The following is a 15,745-nucleotide window of genomic DNA, read 5'->3' on the forward strand; positions in this document are numbered from 1 at the left end:
TCCTCGCCTGCCGATGGATCCCCGGGTGGCAGGGCTCCTAGAATCGTCGGGATATACGCCATATCGCGTAGGGGCCGCCAGGTTCGAGCCACACGTGCTGCATCTTTCCGCGCCAATCGAAGCGATACCCGCGCAGCAGGTCTTCGGCATGCAGCGTGCCGTCGTCCGGCAAGCCGAACTCCCACAGCGGAAGTTCGATGTTGGCGCCCTGCGCGCCGCGGGGGTCGAGGTTCACCACCACCAGCACCACGTTGTCGCGCTCCGGCGTCGCCCTGGTATAGGCCAGCACCCGGTCATTATCGGTGTTCAAAAAACCGGTGCCTGTATGGATATGCAACGCCGGGTTGTCGCGCCGTATCCGGTTCAGGACGCCGATCTCGGCCACGATGTTGCCCGGGCGGTCCCAATCCCAGGCCCGGATCTCGTACTTCTCGGAATCGAGATACTCCTCCTTGCCGGGCACCGGCGTGCCCTCGCACAGCTCGAAGCCACTGTACATGCCCCACGAGCCGGACAGCGTGGTCGCCAGCGCGGCGCGGATCAGGAAGCCCGGACGGCCCGAATCCTGCAGGTGGCGCGGATTGATGTCGGGCGTGTTGACGAAGAAATTGGGCCGGAAAAAATCGGATACAGGCGGCCGCGAGATTTCCTCCACGTAGTCGGTCAATTCGCGCCGCGTCTCGCGCCACGTGAAATAGGTGTAGGACTGCGAGAAACCCAGCTTGGCCAGCCGGTACATCATCTTGGGCCGGGTGAAGGCTTCCGACAGAAACACCACGTCGGGATGGCGCGCGTGCACCTGGGCGATCAGCCATTCCCAGAACGGCAGCGGCTTGGTGTGCGGATTGTCCACGCGGAAGATCCGCACCCCCTCCCCGGCCCAGAACAGCACCACGTCCAGCAGCGCCAGCCACAGGCCCGAGGCGGCGTCGCGCCCGTTTGCGGCGCGCGCGTAGAAATCGACGTTGACGATGTCCTCGTATTTCTTGGGCGGATTTTCGGCATAGCGCAGCGAGCCGTCGGCGCGCCACGCGAACCACTCGGGATGCCGAGCCAGCCAGGGATGGTCGGGCGAGCACTGGATGGCGAAATCCAGGGCGATCTCCAGCCCGTGCCGGGCCGCCTCGCCCACCAGCGCGCAGAAATCGTCCAGCGTCCCCAGTTCGGGATGTATCGCGTCGTGTCCGCCCTCTTCCGAGCCGATCGCGTATGGGCTGCCCGGGTCGCCGGGTTCGGCCACGAGATTGTTGTTGCGGCCCTTGCGGTTGCGGCGGCCGATGGGATGGATGGGTGGGAAGTACAGGACGTCGAAGCCCATGTCCCGTATCGCGGGCAGGCGAGCCGCCACGTCGGCGAAGGTGCCGTGACGATGCGCGTCGCCGCTTTGCGAACGCGGGAAGCACTCGTACCAGCTCCCGAACTGGGCGGTCCGGCGCTCCACCCGGACCGGGAATTCCGCCGAGCGCGACGCGAATTCGCGTGGCTCCAGCGCCTGGATCAAGGCGGCGGCCTCGGGCGAACGTATCCAGGCCAGGCAGGCGTCGCCGCGCAGGTCCGCCAGGCCCCGAGCGGCTTCCTCGGCCCGGGCCCGAACCTCGTGCCCGGCCTGGGACGCGCGGCCCAGCACCTTCGCGATCCAGCCGCGAACCTCCTCGACTTCCACCGCCACGTCCACGCCCGCATCCGTTTTCTTGCGCAATTCGTCCAGGTAGGTGGCGTAGGTGTCGCGCCAGGCCTCGATCGCGTAGCAGCCCATGCCCACGCGTTCGAAGCGGCAGACGGCCTCCCAGCGGTCGTTGCCCAGATGGACCATGGGCACCCGGATCCAGGCCTCCTCGTCGGCGGCGCGCCAGAGCAGGTCGGCGGCCAGCTTGTCGTGGCCGTCCATGAAGATGTCGGCGCGCACCGACAGCGCCTCGCCCGGCGTGCGCTTGACCGCGAACCGGCCGTGCTCGATGGCGGGCTCGACCGCCTCGATGGCCACGCGGGACGCGCCCATGGCCGCGGTCAGCGACCGGCGGCGCGGCAGCACGGCCAGCACGGGGGGCGCGGGCTCCAACTCCACGACCTGCGCGGCGCCGGGCCCCAGCGCGGCGGGCACCTTGCCTTCGGCCGGCCGCTGCACGCGGTCCGGCAGGCGCGACTGGATCATGGGCCAGTCCACCGCCGACGCGGCCAGCAGATCGGGATTGAACAACAGCAGATGGCTGCCACGGCGGCCTCGTTGCCCGTCGGCGCGGCGCAGCATCATGGCGATGGGCGCGTCGGCGCCGCCCAGCGGCGACAAGGCCACGCCGTCGGCCGGCGCCCGCGCCAGCCAGCGGTTCGCAGCCTGAAGGTCCGCGCCCAGATCCAGTTGATCGTGCGGTGCACCGTCCAGGCCGTGCCGTTCGTACCCCATGGGCACCAGCCAGCCCGCGCCGCAGGTGGCGGCCGCCCAGAGCGCGCGGATCGAGGCGCGTCGCCGCACCTCGGGATCCGGCACGCCCACGCCCGCCGCGCCGGCTCCATACGGATCCGAGGGAAAGGCCAGTACGGCGCAGCCGGTATCCGCCAGCGCATGCCATTCGTCCATGAACCAGGCGCTGCGGAAATCCCACCAGGCCAGTGACGAGAACACATGGGAAAAACCCAGGCCGCGCAAGCCGCCCACCACCGCGCGCGACAGGCCGGGCGTCCACGCCAGCAGATCCAGGCCGTCCTCGCGCTCGCGCAGCGGCGCCAGCCGCTGCGGCAACGAAGCGGGTGTCGCCAGGTCCCTGATCAGCAGGCCCCGGGCACCCAGGTCACGCCACACCAGGCCGCGCGCCGCCCAATCGACCGCGCCTTCCCCCTCGCCGGCGGGCGGGCAATCCAGATAAAGCTCCAGCCGGCGCCGGGACGCGGCGCGCGCCAGCGCCTGGCACGCGGCCTCGTCGCCCGCGTCGCGCGCATCGGCCAGCACTTGTCCGAATCCCAGCGCGGCGGCCGACTCCAGCCACCCGCGCCAGGGCGCGGCCAGGACGCCCGCACCGTCCAGCACCGGCCCCAGGGCCGACACCCTGGCGTGGTAGATACGCAGCGGCGGTCGGCGTCGCGCCGCCATCAGGCCCGTTTCCGTACGCTGGCCTCGACCGTGGCGCTGGCCGTCTCCGGACGGCGGGCGACCATGGGCGCGCCCACGGGAGCGACCGGCGCGAGCATGCGGTACAGCTCCACATAGTGAGCGGCGGAGGCTTCCCAGCCGAAATGGCGGGTCATCCCGTTCTTCTGCAGGGCCGACCATCGCTGGGGCTGGGCAAAGGTCTGCAGCGCGCGCTCGACGGCCGCCAGCATATCGGCGGGCCTGTCCCCATCGAACAGGATGCCGGTGGCCGAGCCGACCTCGGCATCCGGCTCCGGCGCCAGGCCGGCGATGCTGTCGGCCAGCCCGCCGACGCGGGACGCGATGGGCACGGTTCCGTACAGCATGGAGTAGAGCGGGGTCAGGCCGAAGGGCTCGAAACGGCTGCCGTGCAACAGCATGTCGGCGCCGGCATGCAGCAGATGTCCGCGCCGTTCGTCGTAGCCGATGTGCACGCCCAGGTTGCGGGGATGATGCGAAGCCAGTTCCTGCAGCGACGCTTCCAGCGCGCGTTCGCCGCAGCCGAGCACGGCGATCTGCAGGCGCGGATGCGCCGCCAGCAGCAGGGGGAACACCTTGATCGCCAGATCCGCCATCTTCTGCGAGGTCAGGCGGCTGCCCATGGCGAGCAGCGGCGCCTCGGGGTCGGTGGGCAGACCGAACGCGCGCTGCATTTCCAGCTTGTTGCGGATCTTGCCGCGCATGTCCAGGGCGGAGAAATGCTCGGGCAGGTAGGGATCGCAGCCCGGGTCCCAGACCTCGGTGTCGATGCCGTTGGGGATGGCGTGCAGCTCATGGGCGCGCAAACCCAGCACGCCCTCCAGTCCGTGGCCGAACGCCGGCGTCAGGATCTCGCGCGCGTAGGTGGCGCTGACCGTGGTGATCTTGTCGGCGTAGCGCAGCCCCGCCTTCATGAAGTTCAGGTTGCCCCAGAATTCCACGCCGTCGCTGCCGCGATAGGCGGGCGGAATGCCGAGATCCTCCGCCAGGTGCAGCGGGAAGTTGCCCTGGAACGCCAGGTTGTGGATGGTCAACACGGTCTTCGGCCGCTTGATGCCGGCGGCGTGCAGGTACAACGGCGTCAGTGCCGCGTGCCAATCGTGGGCGTGCACCACGTGCGGCACCCGGATCGGCGTCTCGCCCACCGAAATCCGCTTGGCCGCCTGGGCCAGCGCGGCAAAGCGGATTCCATTGTCGGGGAACTCTCTCCCGTCCGCATCCAGGTAGGGGTTGCCCGGGCGCACGTACAGGGCATCGTTGCGCAACAGCAGGACCGGTATCTCGGCATCGGCCACCCATCCCGCCCAGACCTCGGCATCGCCGCCGACCAACCCGGGCAGATCGGCCACTTTCTCCAGGTCGCTGGCGGCATGCAGCGCGCTTTCATAGGCGGGCATGAAGATGGTCGCGTCGACGTGGGCGTCGCGCAGGGCCCGCGCCAGGCCGCTCACCGCGTCGCCCAGGCCGCCGGTCTTGGCGAGCGGCAGGGCCTCCGACGTTACTAGCATGACTCTCGGCAGCAAGATGTTTCTCCGGCAAAAGACGCTTCCCCAGGGGCAGCTGATGAGTGGGTCGGACTTCACATGCGCAGGGATCTTCCTCGTGCGGCGGGCGGGTGCCGCGCCGGATAATGTCCATCCTCGCCGATAAAAATTACCGCTGTGAGTAAGATGTACATGTCCGACGCGGCGTCCCTCCCGGGATGGGCATCCCTTGCCGGGGACAAGGGCAATATGCATGCCATGGTGCGCCGCGCACGTCCGGCGTTGCGCCGGGTTTTGTAACGACATTCTTCCCGCGCGCCGCGTGGAAGTCTTTGATCACCAAAAGAGAAACACCATGAGCTCTAGCGATTCCTACCAGCCCAACGATGCCGTGCTGGCCCTGGCCAGCAAGCTGTTCGATCTCGCCCGCGAAGGGGAAACGGAAACGCTGGCCGCCTACCTCGCGGCCGGCGCGCCGGCGGACCTGACCAACCAGAAGGGAGACAGCCTGATCATGCTGGCCGCCTATCACGGCCATGCCGCCACGGTCAGGGCGCTGCTGGAACACGGCGGCGATCCCAACCGCGTCAACGACCGGGGGCAGAGCCCGCTGGCGGGCGCCGTGTTCAAGGGAGAAGAGGAAGTGGTGCGGGCACTGCTCGACGGCGGCGCGAATCCCGACCTGGGCTCGCCCTCGGCGCGCGAAACGGCGAAGATGTTCGGGCGGGCCGAGCTGTTCGGCCGCCCCAACTGAACGCGGAACGGAACGCCGGGGTCAGGCGGCCGCGCGACGGGTGCGGCCCGCCTGCCACAGCAACGGTATGAGCACGATCGCCACGGCCGGATACAGCAGCCAATTGATGGTTTCCCATCCCGACGCGTTCAGCAGCCGGCCCGACGAAAACGACGCGATGGCCACCGAGCCGAACACCAGGAAATCGTTAAGAGCCTGGACCTTGGTCCGTTCCTCGGGCCGGTAGCAGTCGGTGACCATGGCGGTGGCGCCGATGAAGCCGAAGTTCCAGCCCACGCCCAGGAACACCAGCGACAGCCAGAAATGCCCCACGCTCAGGCCATGCAGCGCGACCGCGCCGGACACCGCCATGAGCAGCAGGCCGGCCATCGTCACCCACTCCTTACCGAAGCGCGTGATCAGCCTGCCGGTGACGAAGCTCGGCCCATACATCGCGAGCACGTGCCACTGGATGCCCAGCGCCGCCTCGCCCACCGTGTGGCCGCAGGCCACCATCGCGATGGGCGCCGCCGTCATGACGAAGCTCATCATCCCGTACGAGACGATGCCGGCGACCACCGCCACCACGAAGCGGCCCGAGGACGCGATCTCGCGCAGCGGCCGCCCCCCGCCCTGCTCGGCGGCGGGACGCACCGATCCGCGCAGCAGGAGCAGCACCGGCAGCGCCGCCAGCGCCAGCACGGCCTGGCCGACGAAACTGCCGGCGAAGGGAATGCCGCCGATCGCATCGCGCGTCCAGATCACGGTCTGGGGTCCGATGACCGCGCCCACGAGTCCGCCGACCATGACCCAGGAAATCGCCCGCGCCTTGAAATTCGCGTCGGCCCCGTCGGTCGCCCCGAAGCGATAGCTCTGCACGCACGATCCGTAGGTGCCGGCGATGGCGGTGGCGACGCAGAACAGCGCGAACATGCCGGTGGTGATGCTGTAGGCCGCCAGCAGCCCGGCCACGCCGCCGATCACCGCGCCCAGCATATAGGCGGCGCGGCGCCCCAGCCGGCGCATCAGCATGGCCGCCGGGATCGTTCCCAGCGCCAGGCCGAGGTTGTACAGGCTGACGGGCAGCGTCGCCAGCGACTTGTCCGTGGCCAGCATCTGCCCGACCAGGCCCCCCAGCGAAATGACGATGGCGGGGTTGGCCCCGCCCAGCGACTGCGCACAACTGAGCACCAGCGCATTGCGGCGCACATCCTTCTCGGTCAATGCATCCATGCTCGTACGCAAACGTCCCTGATTCGATGTTTTTATGATTCTAGGTTATTTGGACGATCCGATATCCGGCCCTGGCCAAATATCGCGGCGCGCGGCATATACTGCCCGGGCCCGATCCGGCCTCACTCCACGTGCCGCCCATGACCGCCTCCACCGCCAAGCCCAACATCATCTGGCTCATCGTCGCCGCCGCCTTCTTCATGGAAACGCTGGACGGCACGGTGATCGCGACCGCGCTGCCGCAGATGGCCGCCACCTTCCGCACCAACCCGGTCAACCTCAGCATAGGCATGACGTCCTACCTGGTGACCCTGGCCGTGTTCATCCCCATCAGCGGCTGGGTCGCCGACCGGCTGGGCACCCGCCGCGTCTTCGCCTGGGCGGTCGCCGCCTTCACGCTGGCCTCCATCCTGTGCGCGCTCAGCACCACCGTCGCGCAGTTCACCGCCGCGCGGGTATTCCAGGGCATGGCGGGCGCGATGATGGTGCCGGTGGGACGGCTGGCGGTGCTGCGCAATACCGGCAAGGAAGACCTGGTGCGAGCCATGGCCTTCATCGTCTGGCCGGGCCTGATCGCGCCCGTGATCGGCCCCCCGCTGGGCGGCTTCCTGGCCACCTACCTGAGCTGGCAGTGGATCTTCCTGCTGAACGTGCCCGTGGGCGTGGCCGGCATCTTCCTGATCCGCGCCTACATCCCCGAATCGGCCCCGCAGCCGCGACGGCCCCTGGACGTGGCGGGCTTCGCCCTGAGCGGCCTGGCGCTCAGCTTCCTGATGGTCGGGGTCGAACTGCTGGGCTACGGCGGGCGTTGGCAACTGGGCGCCCTGCTCGTGGCCGCCAGCATCGCGCTGGGCGTGGCGCTGGCCGCCCACCTGCGCCGCCACCCGCATCCGCTGATCGATCCCACGATCATGGCCGTGCCGTCGTTCCGCACCGTCATGATCGGCGGCACGATCGCCCGCACGGCGATCAGCGCCATGCCCTTCCTGCTGCCGCTGCTGTTCCAGGTCGGTTTCGGCCTGAACGCCTTCGAGGCCGGCATGCTGTACCTGGCCAGCATGCTGGGCAACCTGGGCATGAAGCTGGGCACGACGCAGGCGCTGCGCCGCTTCGGCTTCCGCAACGTGCTGGTCTTCAACGGCGCGCTGGCGGCCGCATCCATCGCGCTGTGCGCCGTGCTGTCCGCCGACACGCCCGTGCCGCTGGTGGTGGCGATCATGCTGGTGTGCGGCCTGACGCGCTCGATGCAGTTCACCGGCCTGACCTCCATGGCCTTCGCCGAGGTTCCCCACCCGCAGATGAGCAGCGCCAACACCTTGTTCAGCACCACCCAGCAGATGTCCATGGGCCTGGGCATCGCGGTCGGGGCCGTGGTGCTGCACCTGACCGCCGCCGCGCGCGACACCGGCGGCCCGACGTACGACGTCACGGACTTCCGCATCACCTTCCTGGTCGTGGGCCTGCTGGCCCTGAGCAGCCTGCTGAGCTTCGTGCGGCTGCGGCGCGATGCCGGCGCCGAGGTCAGCGGACACCGGCGCAGCGGCGACGCGGCCTGATCAGTACACGTCTCGCCGATAACGGCCCTGGCCGGCCAGTTCGTCCAGGCGATCGCGGCCCAGGATGCGTTCGAGTTCGGCCGCGACACCCGCCGCCATGCCCTGCAGGCTGCCGCAGACGTAGATCGCTGCGCCAGCGTCCACCCAGGCCCGCAGTTCGCCGGCCGCGGCGGGCAAGCAGTCCTGCACGTAGCGCGGCCAGCCGGCCGCGCGCGAGAACGCCAGGTCCAGCCGTTCCAGCACACCCTGCTCGCGCCAGGCCTGGATCTCGTCATGGTGGAAGAAGTCGTGCTGCGGCGTGCGTTCCCCGAACAACAGCCAGTTGCGAGGCGCGCCCGCCGCGGCGCGCGCCTTCAGGTGGGCGCGCAGGCCCGCCATGCCGGTGCCGTTGCCGATCAGGATCAATGGCCGCTCGGGCGCGGGCGGATGAAAACCGCTGTTGCGCCGCAGCCGTACGTCCACCTGCCCGCCTTGCGAGACGTGCCGGGTCAGCCATCCCGACCCCAGGCCCAGCCGGCCATCGGGATAGCGCATCTGTCGCACCAGGAGTTCCAGCCGGCCGTCGGCCGGCAGCGAGGCGATCGAGTATTCGCGATGGGGGATGCGCGGCAGCGCCTCCAGCAGCGCCGGAGCCGGCATGCCGCGCAGCGCGGCGCGCCCGGCCTCGTCATGGGGCAGCACCCGGGCCGCCAGCGCATCGCCCAGCGATTGCCCGCCGTCCACCCGCGTGGCGCCGTCCAGGCCCAGCGCCGCCAGCAGCGACGCGACCTCGCCGGGCGCATTGCGCGGTCCGATCTCGGCGATGTCGCCGGCCTCCCAGCCGCCGGCCGGCGCATCGGCCGTCAGGGCCAGGTGATACGCGGGATCGCCGGGGCTGCCGTCGTTCAGCAGGCGGCGCTCGGCCAGCGTCCAGGGCTGGTAGCTGGGCGCCGCCCAGTCTTCCATTTCCGCGCTCGCCCCCAGCACGTTCAGGTAATGCTGCCAGTGGCGCAGCGCGCCCTCGTCGCCGTCGTCCACCAGGATGGGATCGAACAGGGGCTCGGCCCCCTGCCGGTGCAGCCAGTTCGCCAGCGACTGGCCGAAGGCGCAATAGCGCTGGTAGCTGCTGTCGCCCAACGCCAGCACGCCGTAGCTCAGGCCCGTCAGGGGCAGGTCGCCCGCCAGCGTCCTGCGCGCGAAGCCGGCGACGCTGTCGGGGGCATCGCCCTCGCCCGTGGTGCTGACCACGAACAAGGCCTGGCGAAAACCTTGCAGGGCCGAACCGCCCATCTCCGCCAGATCGGCCAGATGCACGGGCAGCCCCGCGGCCTGGAGCGCCTGCGCGCTGCGGCGTGCGATCTGTTCGGCAAAACCGGTCTGGCTGGCATAGGCCACCAGCAGCGCATCGGCCGCGATCGCGCCGCGGACCGGCGCAAGCGCCGCGCGGCGCGACCACGCCGTCCACAGGCAGAAAGCAAGATAGCAGGCCACCACCAGCGACCCCGCCGCGGCCCGGTGCGCCGCCGGCGACAGCGGCAGCACCGCGGCCACCAGGACCAGCGCCGCCAGCAGCAACAGTACCGCCACCCCGGCCCGGCGCGCGGATGCCGCGCGAGATTCGTCGCTCATTCCATCATCGCCGCGAAGTTGGGCGTCATCGTTTCCTGGTATCCCTGGGCGGTGCGCTGCACGAAATGCGCCGCCAGTCCGCGGCGCGCCGCCCAGCGCAGCCCCTCGTCCGGCCCCATCACCGTCAGCGCAGTCGCCAGCGCGTCGGCCGCCATGCACTCGGGATGCAGGACCGTGACCGAGACGACGCCGTTGCCGATGGGCGCGCCCGTGCGCGGGTCCATCGTGTGGCTGTACATCCCCTGTCCGTCGCGGGCATGGCGCCGGTAGTCTCCCGAGGTGGCGATCGCCAGCCCTTCCAGGGCCACCAGCGTGGTCGGCACGCCCGAGGCGCCGTCCGCGTCCCAGGCCCGGTCCAGCTCCACCCACCAGGGCGTGCCGTCCGGCTTCACGCCGTGCCCGACCAGTTCGCCGCCGATCTCCACCAGATAGCCGGCCACGCCGGCGCGCCGCAGGCAGCGGGCCACGGCATCGACGGCATACCCCTTGGCGATGCCGGACAAGTCCACATAGGCCCCGCCCGGCTGCCGCGCCCTGCGGCCCGCCACGTCCAGCTCGATCCGGTCCCAGCCCACCCGACCGCGCACGGCCTGGACCTCGTCCGCCGACGGCCGGCCGCGCGGTCCTTGTGGCCCGAACCCCCAAAGATCCACCAGCGGCCCGACGGTCGGATCGTAGGCCCCGCCGCTTTCGCGAGCCACGCTCAGGGCCTGCTCCAGCACCACGAACAAGGCATCGGGCAAGGCGTGCCAACTACCCGCCGGCGCGGCATTGAAACGACTCAGATCCGTATCGTCCCGCCAGTTGCTCATCTCGTCGACGACCCCATCCAGCGTCGCCCGCACCCGAGCGTCCAGATCCGGCGGCACCCCACCGTCATCGACCAGCCTGACCGCCCAGCTCGTCCCCATCGTCGGCCCGCCCATGGAAACCACCCGGGCCGCCACCCCATGCCCCCGCCGCGCCCGCTCCGACACCGTCAAGGGAACCAGAACGCGCGCCTCACGTACCCCGGCACCAGACCCAGGAAACCGCGGATCTGGCTCCGCCAGTCCGCCGGTTTCGCCCCCTGGGGGGCGCCCGAAGGGCGTAGGGGGGGGCAACCTATTCAGGCAGCACCTCGAACGTCGCGATATAGCTGGACCGACGCTCCTTCGCCTTGTCGAAGGTGGTCTTGTCGTCCTTGGTCTCGGCTTCCAGCCAGTACATGCCGGGCTCGGGCCAGGTCACCGTGAACTTGCCGTCGGCGTCGGTGCGCGTCTTCATTTCATGCAGCTGGTCGCGATAGCGGATCCCGCCCGGCACGACGGACACCTCGATGCCGGCCGCGGGCTTGCCATCCAGCAGCAGCCGGAAACTGGCTTCTTCCTTGGCGAACAAATCGTTCGGATGAGTGATGGGAGCCAGTTCCAGCCCCACGCCGGTGGGCTTGAGCACCGTGTCGGTCGGCTTGCCCACCGTGACGAAGGTCTCGAGGCGGCTGTTGGACTGGGTAACGCGAAGGTCCTGCGCGTCGGCCGGCACCTCTTGCGCGAACTTCTCCGCCGTGCCGCGCCAGCGCTTGTTTTTGCCGTTTTCCTTGTACGACGCGAACACGCCGTGGTTGACCACCGCCATCTTGTAGGTGCCGGTCTGGGTCAGGCGCACGTCGAAGGTGCTGCGGTAGCGGCCGGTGGACTGGTTCTCGGCCTTGGCGGCGGCACCGTCGGGAGCGGTCACCGACAGGTTGTTCAGTTGCAGCGGAAAGTGCTCGAAATAGAAAAGATCGTTGGACACCGCGGCGTCCACCGTCACCCAGGGATCCGCGCCCGACAGCACCGTGGCCGAGGGCAGCATCCACATGCGGTGCGCCTGGGCCGACAGGGGCAGGCTGAACGCCAGGGCCAGCGCGGCCCACTTGAGAGACATCTTCATGTTCTTTTCCTCGGAAGGGGTTGCTAGGAAAGAGTTGCCAGGGAATCAGGGTTTGGTTTCCAGCGCGACGCGGCCCAGCTCGTGCTGGCCGCGCGCCTCGCCCTTCTCGGGCGCCCGCGGCGGCCACTGGAACGGGATGCGCAACAATTCGCGGCCGCCGACCTCGCGCGCGGCCTCGACCACCAGTTCGTACTTGCCTTCGGCCAGCTTGCCCAGCGGAGCCTTGCCGTCGCTGAACACCAACTGGTGCTCGCCCACCGGCCGCGTGGCGCCGCTGATGCCGTCGGCGGGCATGGTCAGTTCGCGGCCGCTGCGGCGCCACCACTGGCGCATGTCCTTGAGCCACTTCGTGCCTTCGTCGTTCTTGAGCTTGACGTCGTACCAGACGGCCAGGTTGGCGGCGACCTTCTGGTCCGGCCCCTCCACCCACACCGCCACGTACGGGCGGTGGTACTCGGCCACGTTCAGCCGGGGGATTTCGATCCTTACCGCCAGGTCGGCGGCCTGGGCCTGACCGACCATCAGGCCGGTGACGGCCACCGGGATCAATGTACGCATAGCCAGAACCTCTTCAATGAATGAATACGAATGCCAGGAACAGCGGCACGGCGACGCCCAGCGCCACCATGGGCCAGGTGACGGGCCGGTTGCGGGAATGGATCTGCAGCAGGAAGAAACCGGTCACGCAGAACACCAGACAGGCGACCGCGAAGACGTCCAGGAACCACTTCCAGGCCTCGCCCGTGTTGCGGCCCTTGTGCAGGTCGTTGAAATACGAGATCCACCCGCGGTCGGTGCTCTCGTACTTCACCGCGCCGTCGGGCAGTTCGACGCTCAGCCAGGCATCGCCGCCGGGACGCGGCAGGGAAACGTAGATCTCGTCGGGCGACCATTCGGCCAGCTGGTCGCCGATCGCGACCGAGAACTGGTCTTGCAGCCATTGCCGCAGCGCCGGCGGCAAGGGCGCCTTGTCGGCCCCGCCCTCGGGGGCCAGCGCGCGGACCAGTTCGGCCGGCACCCGCGCTTCCTTGGAAACGACGCGCGGATGCGCCTCGATCTGGGACGCGTGGTTGAGCGTGATGCCGGTGGCGGCGAACAGCAGCATGCCGACGAGACAGATCGCCGAGCTGATCCAGTGCCATTGATGCAGATGCTTCAACCAGAATGAGCGACGCTTCTGCTCCAGGAAGCGATCCGACTGTTTGTCCATACGGCGGTGCGCGGCACTGCATGCTTGAGTTGATTAAGACCAATAATGATAACAATTCTCAAGCACTGTAGCCAGCGCCCACCTGGGCGCGCCATCCGGGCGCGGGCGCGGCGGCCCCCCGCCGCCGCCCTTGCCGCGGGCCCTACTTCGAGTCTTCCAGGCGCACTCCCACCTTCAGGGCGACCTGCCAGTGCGCGATCTTGCCGTCCTCGATGTGGCCCCGCACCTGGGTGACCTCGAACCACGCCAGATGGCGCATCGTCCGGGCCGCGCGGTCGATCGCGTTGCGGATCGCGTCGTCGCTGGACTTCGTCGAGGACCCGACCAATTCGAGCTGCTTGTACACGTGTTCCGACATCGTCGTCTCCTGGTTGCCTGGGGTGCCGGCCAGCAAAGGCCATGCCCGGAACCGTCGCGGCTCCGGGAGCCGGCCAGACCACCTTAGTCCAAGCCGCGGGCATGAATCAAGCTATCCTATGGCACCGCCCGCCCCCCTGCTCGCCGACCGTGGACCACAGAAAAACGCTGAACGTCACCCTTTGGCTCGTCGCCATCGGCCTCTTCATGCAGACGCTGGACACCACCATCGTCAACACGGCGCTGCCGGCGATGGCGGCCAGCCTGGGCGAAAGCCCGCTGCGCATGCAGTCGGTGGTGATTTCCTACGCGCTGACCATGGCCGTGCTGATACCCGCCTCGGGCTGGCTGGCCGACCGCTTCGGCACGCGCAAGGTGTATTTCTCGGCCATCGTCCTGTTCACGCTGGGCTCCGTGCTGTGCGCGGTCTCCCAGAACCTGAGCCAGCTCGTCGCCTCGCGCGTGGTCCAGGGGGCCGGCGGCGCGATGCTGATGCCGGTGGGCCGGCTGGTCATCCTGCGCAGCTTCCCGCAGGAACGGCTGCTGCCCGCGCTGAGCTTCGTCGCCATACCGGCCATGGTCGGACCCATGATCGGCCCGGTGCTGGGCGGCTGGCTGTCCGAGCAGTTCTCCTGGCACTGGGTGTTCCTGATCAACATTCCGGTCGGCGTGGCGGGCGCGATCGCCACGCGCACCTTCATGATCGACAAACGCGAAACGCAGCGGGCCGCCTTCGACGGCGTGGGCTACGGCCTGCTGGCCTTCGGCATGGCGGCCATCTCGTTATCCCTGGACGGGTTCTCGGGCCGCGCCACGGGGCACGCAACCGTCGTGCTCATGCTGGTGTTCGGCCTGATCAGCATCGTCACCTACTGGCTGCGCGCGGGCAAGCAGGCCGCCCCGCTGTTCTCGCCCGCCCTGTTCCGCATCCACACGTTCACGATAGGCCTGCTGGGCAACCTGTTCGCGCGGCTGGGCAGCAGCGGCATGCCCTTCCTGCTGCCGCTGCTGCTGCAGGTCAGCCTGGGCTATTCGCCCACGCACTCGGGCCTGATGATGCTGCCCGTGGCCGCGGCCGGCATGCTCAGCAAGCGCCTGGCGACCTCGCTGATCACCCGCTATGGCTATCGCCACGTCCTGGTGGTCAACACGGTGCTGGTCGGCCTGACCATCGCTTCGTTTTCGCTGGTCGACGCCTCGCATCCGGTCTGGGCCCAGGTGGTGCTGATGGCCTTCTTCGGCGCGGTGAACTCGCTGCAGTTCACCGCCATGAACACGCTGACGCTGAAGGACCTGGGGCAACAAGGCGCCAGCAGCGGCAACAGCATCCTGTCCATGATGCAGATGCTGGCGATCAGCCTGAGCGTGACGGTGGCCGGCGGCATCCTCTCGGCCTTCAGCCACTTCGTGGACCACGGCGCCCCCCAGGACGCGCTGGCGGCCTTCCACGCCACCTTCATCTGCATCGGCCTGCTCACGGCGGCATCGGCATGGATCTTCTGGCAGTTGTCGCCCGACGTGCCGCGCGAATCCAAGAAGGATGACTCGCTGGACCTGGGGTAACGAAGGGCGACGGCCGCGTCGTATAGAATCGACCCTTTTGCGCGGCCCGCCATGTGGTTCAAGAATCTACAGATCTATCGCCTTCCCGCCCCCTGGCCCATGACGGCCGAAGGGCTCGATGAACTGCTCAGGCCCCAGGTCTTCGGCCCCGGCTCCAGCCTGGAACTGCAGACGCAGGGATGGGCGCCCCCGCTGGAGAACGGCAGCCTGCTGGCCCACGGCGTGAACGGCCAGTTGCTGATCACGCTGCGCACCGAGAAGAAACTGCTCCCGACCACCGTCATCAACCAGGTGGCCAAGGCCAAGGCCCAGGAAATCGAAGAGCAGCAAGGCTTCAAGCCCGGCCGCAAGCAGATGAAGGAGATCAAGGAGAACGTCAAGGAAACGCTGCTGCCGCGCGCCTTCAGCATCCTGCGCGACACCCGCGCATGGATAGACACGCGCAACGGCTGGCTGTGCATCGACGCCTCCTCGGCAGCGCGCTGCGACGAACTGCTGCAGCTTCTGAACCGGGCCATCGACAAGTTCCCGCTGGCCAACCTGCACGTGCAGACCTCGCCCGCGGCCGCCATGACCGAATGGCTGGCCGGCGGCGAAGCGCCCGCCAACTTCACGATCGACCAGGACACCGAACTGCGCTCCACCGGCGAGGGCCGGGCCACGGTGCGCTACGTGCGGCAATCCATCGAAGCCGAGGACGTGCGCCGCCACATCGAGGCCGGCAAGCAGTGCACCCGCCTCGCGATGACCTGGGCCGACCGCATCTCGTTCGTGCTGAGCGAATCGCTGGCCATCAAGCGCATCGCGCCGCTGGACGTGCTCAAGGAAAACGCCGACGCCCTGGCGCAGAACGACGCCGAACGCTTCGACGCCGATTTCACGCTGATGTCCGGCGAACTGGCCAAGCTGATCGCCGACGTGGTCGACGCGCTGGGAGGCGAAGCCCCCACGATGCGCTGACGGCCGCCTGAGCGGCGCGCCGGC

The 15,745-nt window shown here is 69.1% G+C and carries 13 protein-coding genes; 4 read left to right on the forward strand and 9 right to left on the reverse strand.

What is annotated here, in order from left to right:
* Positions 1-37: 37 nt before the first annotated feature.
* Positions 38-3,085, reverse strand: coding sequence for an alpha-1,4-glucan--maltose-1-phosphate maltosyltransferase (locus tag EV675_RS21545; protein WP_242621532.1), 3,048 nt, complete (start codon positions 3,083-3,085; stop codon positions 38-40).
* Positions 3,085-4,611: a glycogen synthase GlgA gene (gene glgA, locus EV675_RS30090; RefSeq protein WP_165404698.1), complete on the reverse strand. Its 1,527-nt coding sequence runs from the start codon at positions 4,609-4,611 to the stop codon at positions 3,085-3,087. Before glgA ends, EV675_RS21545 begins: the two co-directional genes overlap by 1 nt.
* 331 nt (positions 4,612-4,942) lie before the next feature.
* Here glgA and EV675_RS21555 point away from each other — a divergent pair, with 331 nt between their 5' ends.
* Positions 4,943-5,341, forward strand: a complete 399-nt coding sequence (locus tag EV675_RS21555; RefSeq protein ID WP_130359628.1) for an ankyrin repeat domain-containing protein — start codon at positions 4,943-4,945, stop codon at positions 5,339-5,341.
* 21 nt (positions 5,342-5,362) lie between these two features.
* Here the strand turns inward: EV675_RS21555 and EV675_RS21560 are convergent, their stop codons facing one another.
* Entirely contained in the window at positions 5,363-6,553 is a 1,191-nt protein-coding gene (locus EV675_RS21560) for an MFS transporter (protein ID WP_130359630.1), read from the reverse strand.
* A 140-nt stretch (positions 6,554-6,693) separates the two neighbouring features.
* On the opposite strand from EV675_RS21560, the gene EV675_RS21565 reads away from it, so the two are divergent.
* Positions 6,694-8,109, forward strand: a complete 1,416-nt coding sequence (locus EV675_RS21565) for an MFS transporter (RefSeq protein ID WP_130359632.1) — start codon at positions 6,694-6,696, stop codon at positions 8,107-8,109.
* Here EV675_RS21565 and EV675_RS21570 read toward each other — a convergent pair whose 3' ends face one another.
* From EV675_RS21570 to EV675_RS21595, 6 genes are all read right to left on the reverse strand, one after another.
* Positions 8,110-9,717, reverse strand: a complete 1,608-nt coding sequence (locus EV675_RS21570; RefSeq protein ID WP_130359634.1) for a sulfite reductase subunit alpha — start codon at positions 9,715-9,717, stop codon at positions 8,110-8,112.
* Positions 9,714-10,643, reverse strand: coding sequence for an FAD:protein FMN transferase (locus EV675_RS21575; protein ID WP_130359636.1), 930 nt, complete (start codon positions 10,641-10,643; stop codon positions 9,714-9,716). Before EV675_RS21575 ends, EV675_RS21570 begins: the two co-directional genes overlap by 4 nt.
* 178 nt (positions 10,644-10,821) lie before the next feature.
* Entirely contained in the window at positions 10,822-11,625 is an 804-nt protein-coding gene (locus EV675_RS21580; RefSeq protein ID WP_423213236.1) for a DUF4198 domain-containing protein, read from the reverse strand.
* Positions 11,626-11,676: 51 nt separating this feature from the next.
* On the reverse strand, positions 11,677-12,189 hold the full coding sequence (locus EV675_RS21585) for a DUF2271 domain-containing protein (RefSeq protein ID WP_130359640.1): 513 nt from the start codon (positions 12,187-12,189) through the stop codon (positions 11,677-11,679).
* Between the two features lie 13 nt (positions 12,190-12,202).
* Positions 12,203-12,841, reverse strand: coding sequence for a PepSY-associated TM helix domain-containing protein (locus tag EV675_RS21590; RefSeq protein ID WP_130359642.1), 639 nt, complete (start codon positions 12,839-12,841; stop codon positions 12,203-12,205).
* 142 nt (positions 12,842-12,983) lie between these two features.
* Positions 12,984-13,199 carry a dodecin gene (locus tag EV675_RS21595; RefSeq protein WP_130359644.1) on the reverse strand — a complete coding sequence of 72 codons (216 nt, stop codon included), beginning with the start codon at positions 13,197-13,199 and terminating at the stop codon, positions 12,984-12,986.
* Positions 13,200-13,300: 101 nt separating this feature from the next.
* Here EV675_RS21595 and mdtD point away from each other — a divergent pair, with 101 nt between their 5' ends.
* Both mdtD and EV675_RS21605 read left to right on the forward strand, forming a co-directional pair.
* Entirely contained in the window at positions 13,301-14,761 is a 1,461-nt protein-coding gene (gene mdtD, locus EV675_RS21600; protein ID WP_130359646.1) for a multidrug transporter subunit MdtD, read from the forward strand.
* Positions 14,762-14,812: 51 nt separating this feature from the next.
* Complete coding sequence (locus EV675_RS21605; protein WP_124688805.1) at positions 14,813-15,721, forward strand: recombination-associated protein RdgC; 909 nt, start codon at positions 14,813-14,815, stop codon at positions 15,719-15,721.
* Positions 15,722-15,745: the final 24 nt, after the last annotated feature.

Origin of the sequence: Pigmentiphaga kullae, assembly GCF_004216695.1 — a bacterium.
GTDB classification, from domain to species: Bacteria; Pseudomonadota; Gammaproteobacteria; order Burkholderiales; family Burkholderiaceae_B; genus Pigmentiphaga; species Pigmentiphaga kullae.

Coding starts and splice junctions, on each gene's coding strand:
- EV675_RS21545 (WP_242621532.1), bottom strand. CDS start 3,085: ATGGCGGCGCGACGCCGACCGCCGCTGCGTATCTACCACGCCAGGGTG.
- glgA (WP_165404698.1), bottom strand. CDS start 4,611: ATGCTAGTAACGTCGGAGGCCCTGCCGCTCGCCAAGACCGGCGGCCTG.
- EV675_RS21555 (WP_130359628.1), top strand. CDS start 4,943: ATGAGCTCTAGCGATTCCTACCAGCCCAACGATGCCGTGCTGGCCCTG.
- EV675_RS21560 (WP_130359630.1), bottom strand. CDS start 6,553: ATGGATGCATTGACCGAGAAGGATGTGCGCCGCAATGCGCTGGTGCTC.
- EV675_RS21565 (WP_130359632.1), top strand. CDS start 6,694: ATGACCGCCTCCACCGCCAAGCCCAACATCATCTGGCTCATCGTCGCC.
- EV675_RS21570 (WP_130359634.1), bottom strand. CDS start 9,717: ATGAGCGACGAATCTCGCGCGGCATCCGCGCGCCGGGCCGGGGTGGCG.
- EV675_RS21575 (WP_130359636.1), bottom strand. CDS start 10,643: ATGGGCGGGCCGACGATGGGGACGAGCTGGGCGGTCAGGCTGGTCGAT.
- EV675_RS21580 (WP_423213236.1), bottom strand. CDS start 11,625: ATGTCTCTCAAGTGGGCCGCGCTGGCCCTGGCGTTCAGCCTGCCCCTG.
- EV675_RS21585 (WP_130359640.1), bottom strand. CDS start 12,189: ATGCGTACATTGATCCCGGTGGCCGTCACCGGCCTGATGGTCGGTCAG.
- EV675_RS21590 (WP_130359642.1), bottom strand. CDS start 12,841: ATGGACAAACAGTCGGATCGCTTCCTGGAGCAGAAGCGTCGCTCATTC.
- EV675_RS21595 (WP_130359644.1), bottom strand. CDS start 13,199: ATGTCGGAACACGTGTACAAGCAGCTCGAATTGGTCGGGTCCTCGACG.
- mdtD (WP_130359646.1), top strand. CDS start 13,301: ATGAATCAAGCTATCCTATGGCACCGCCCGCCCCCCTGCTCGCCGACC.
- EV675_RS21605 (WP_124688805.1), top strand. CDS start 14,813: ATGTGGTTCAAGAATCTACAGATCTATCGCCTTCCCGCCCCCTGGCCC.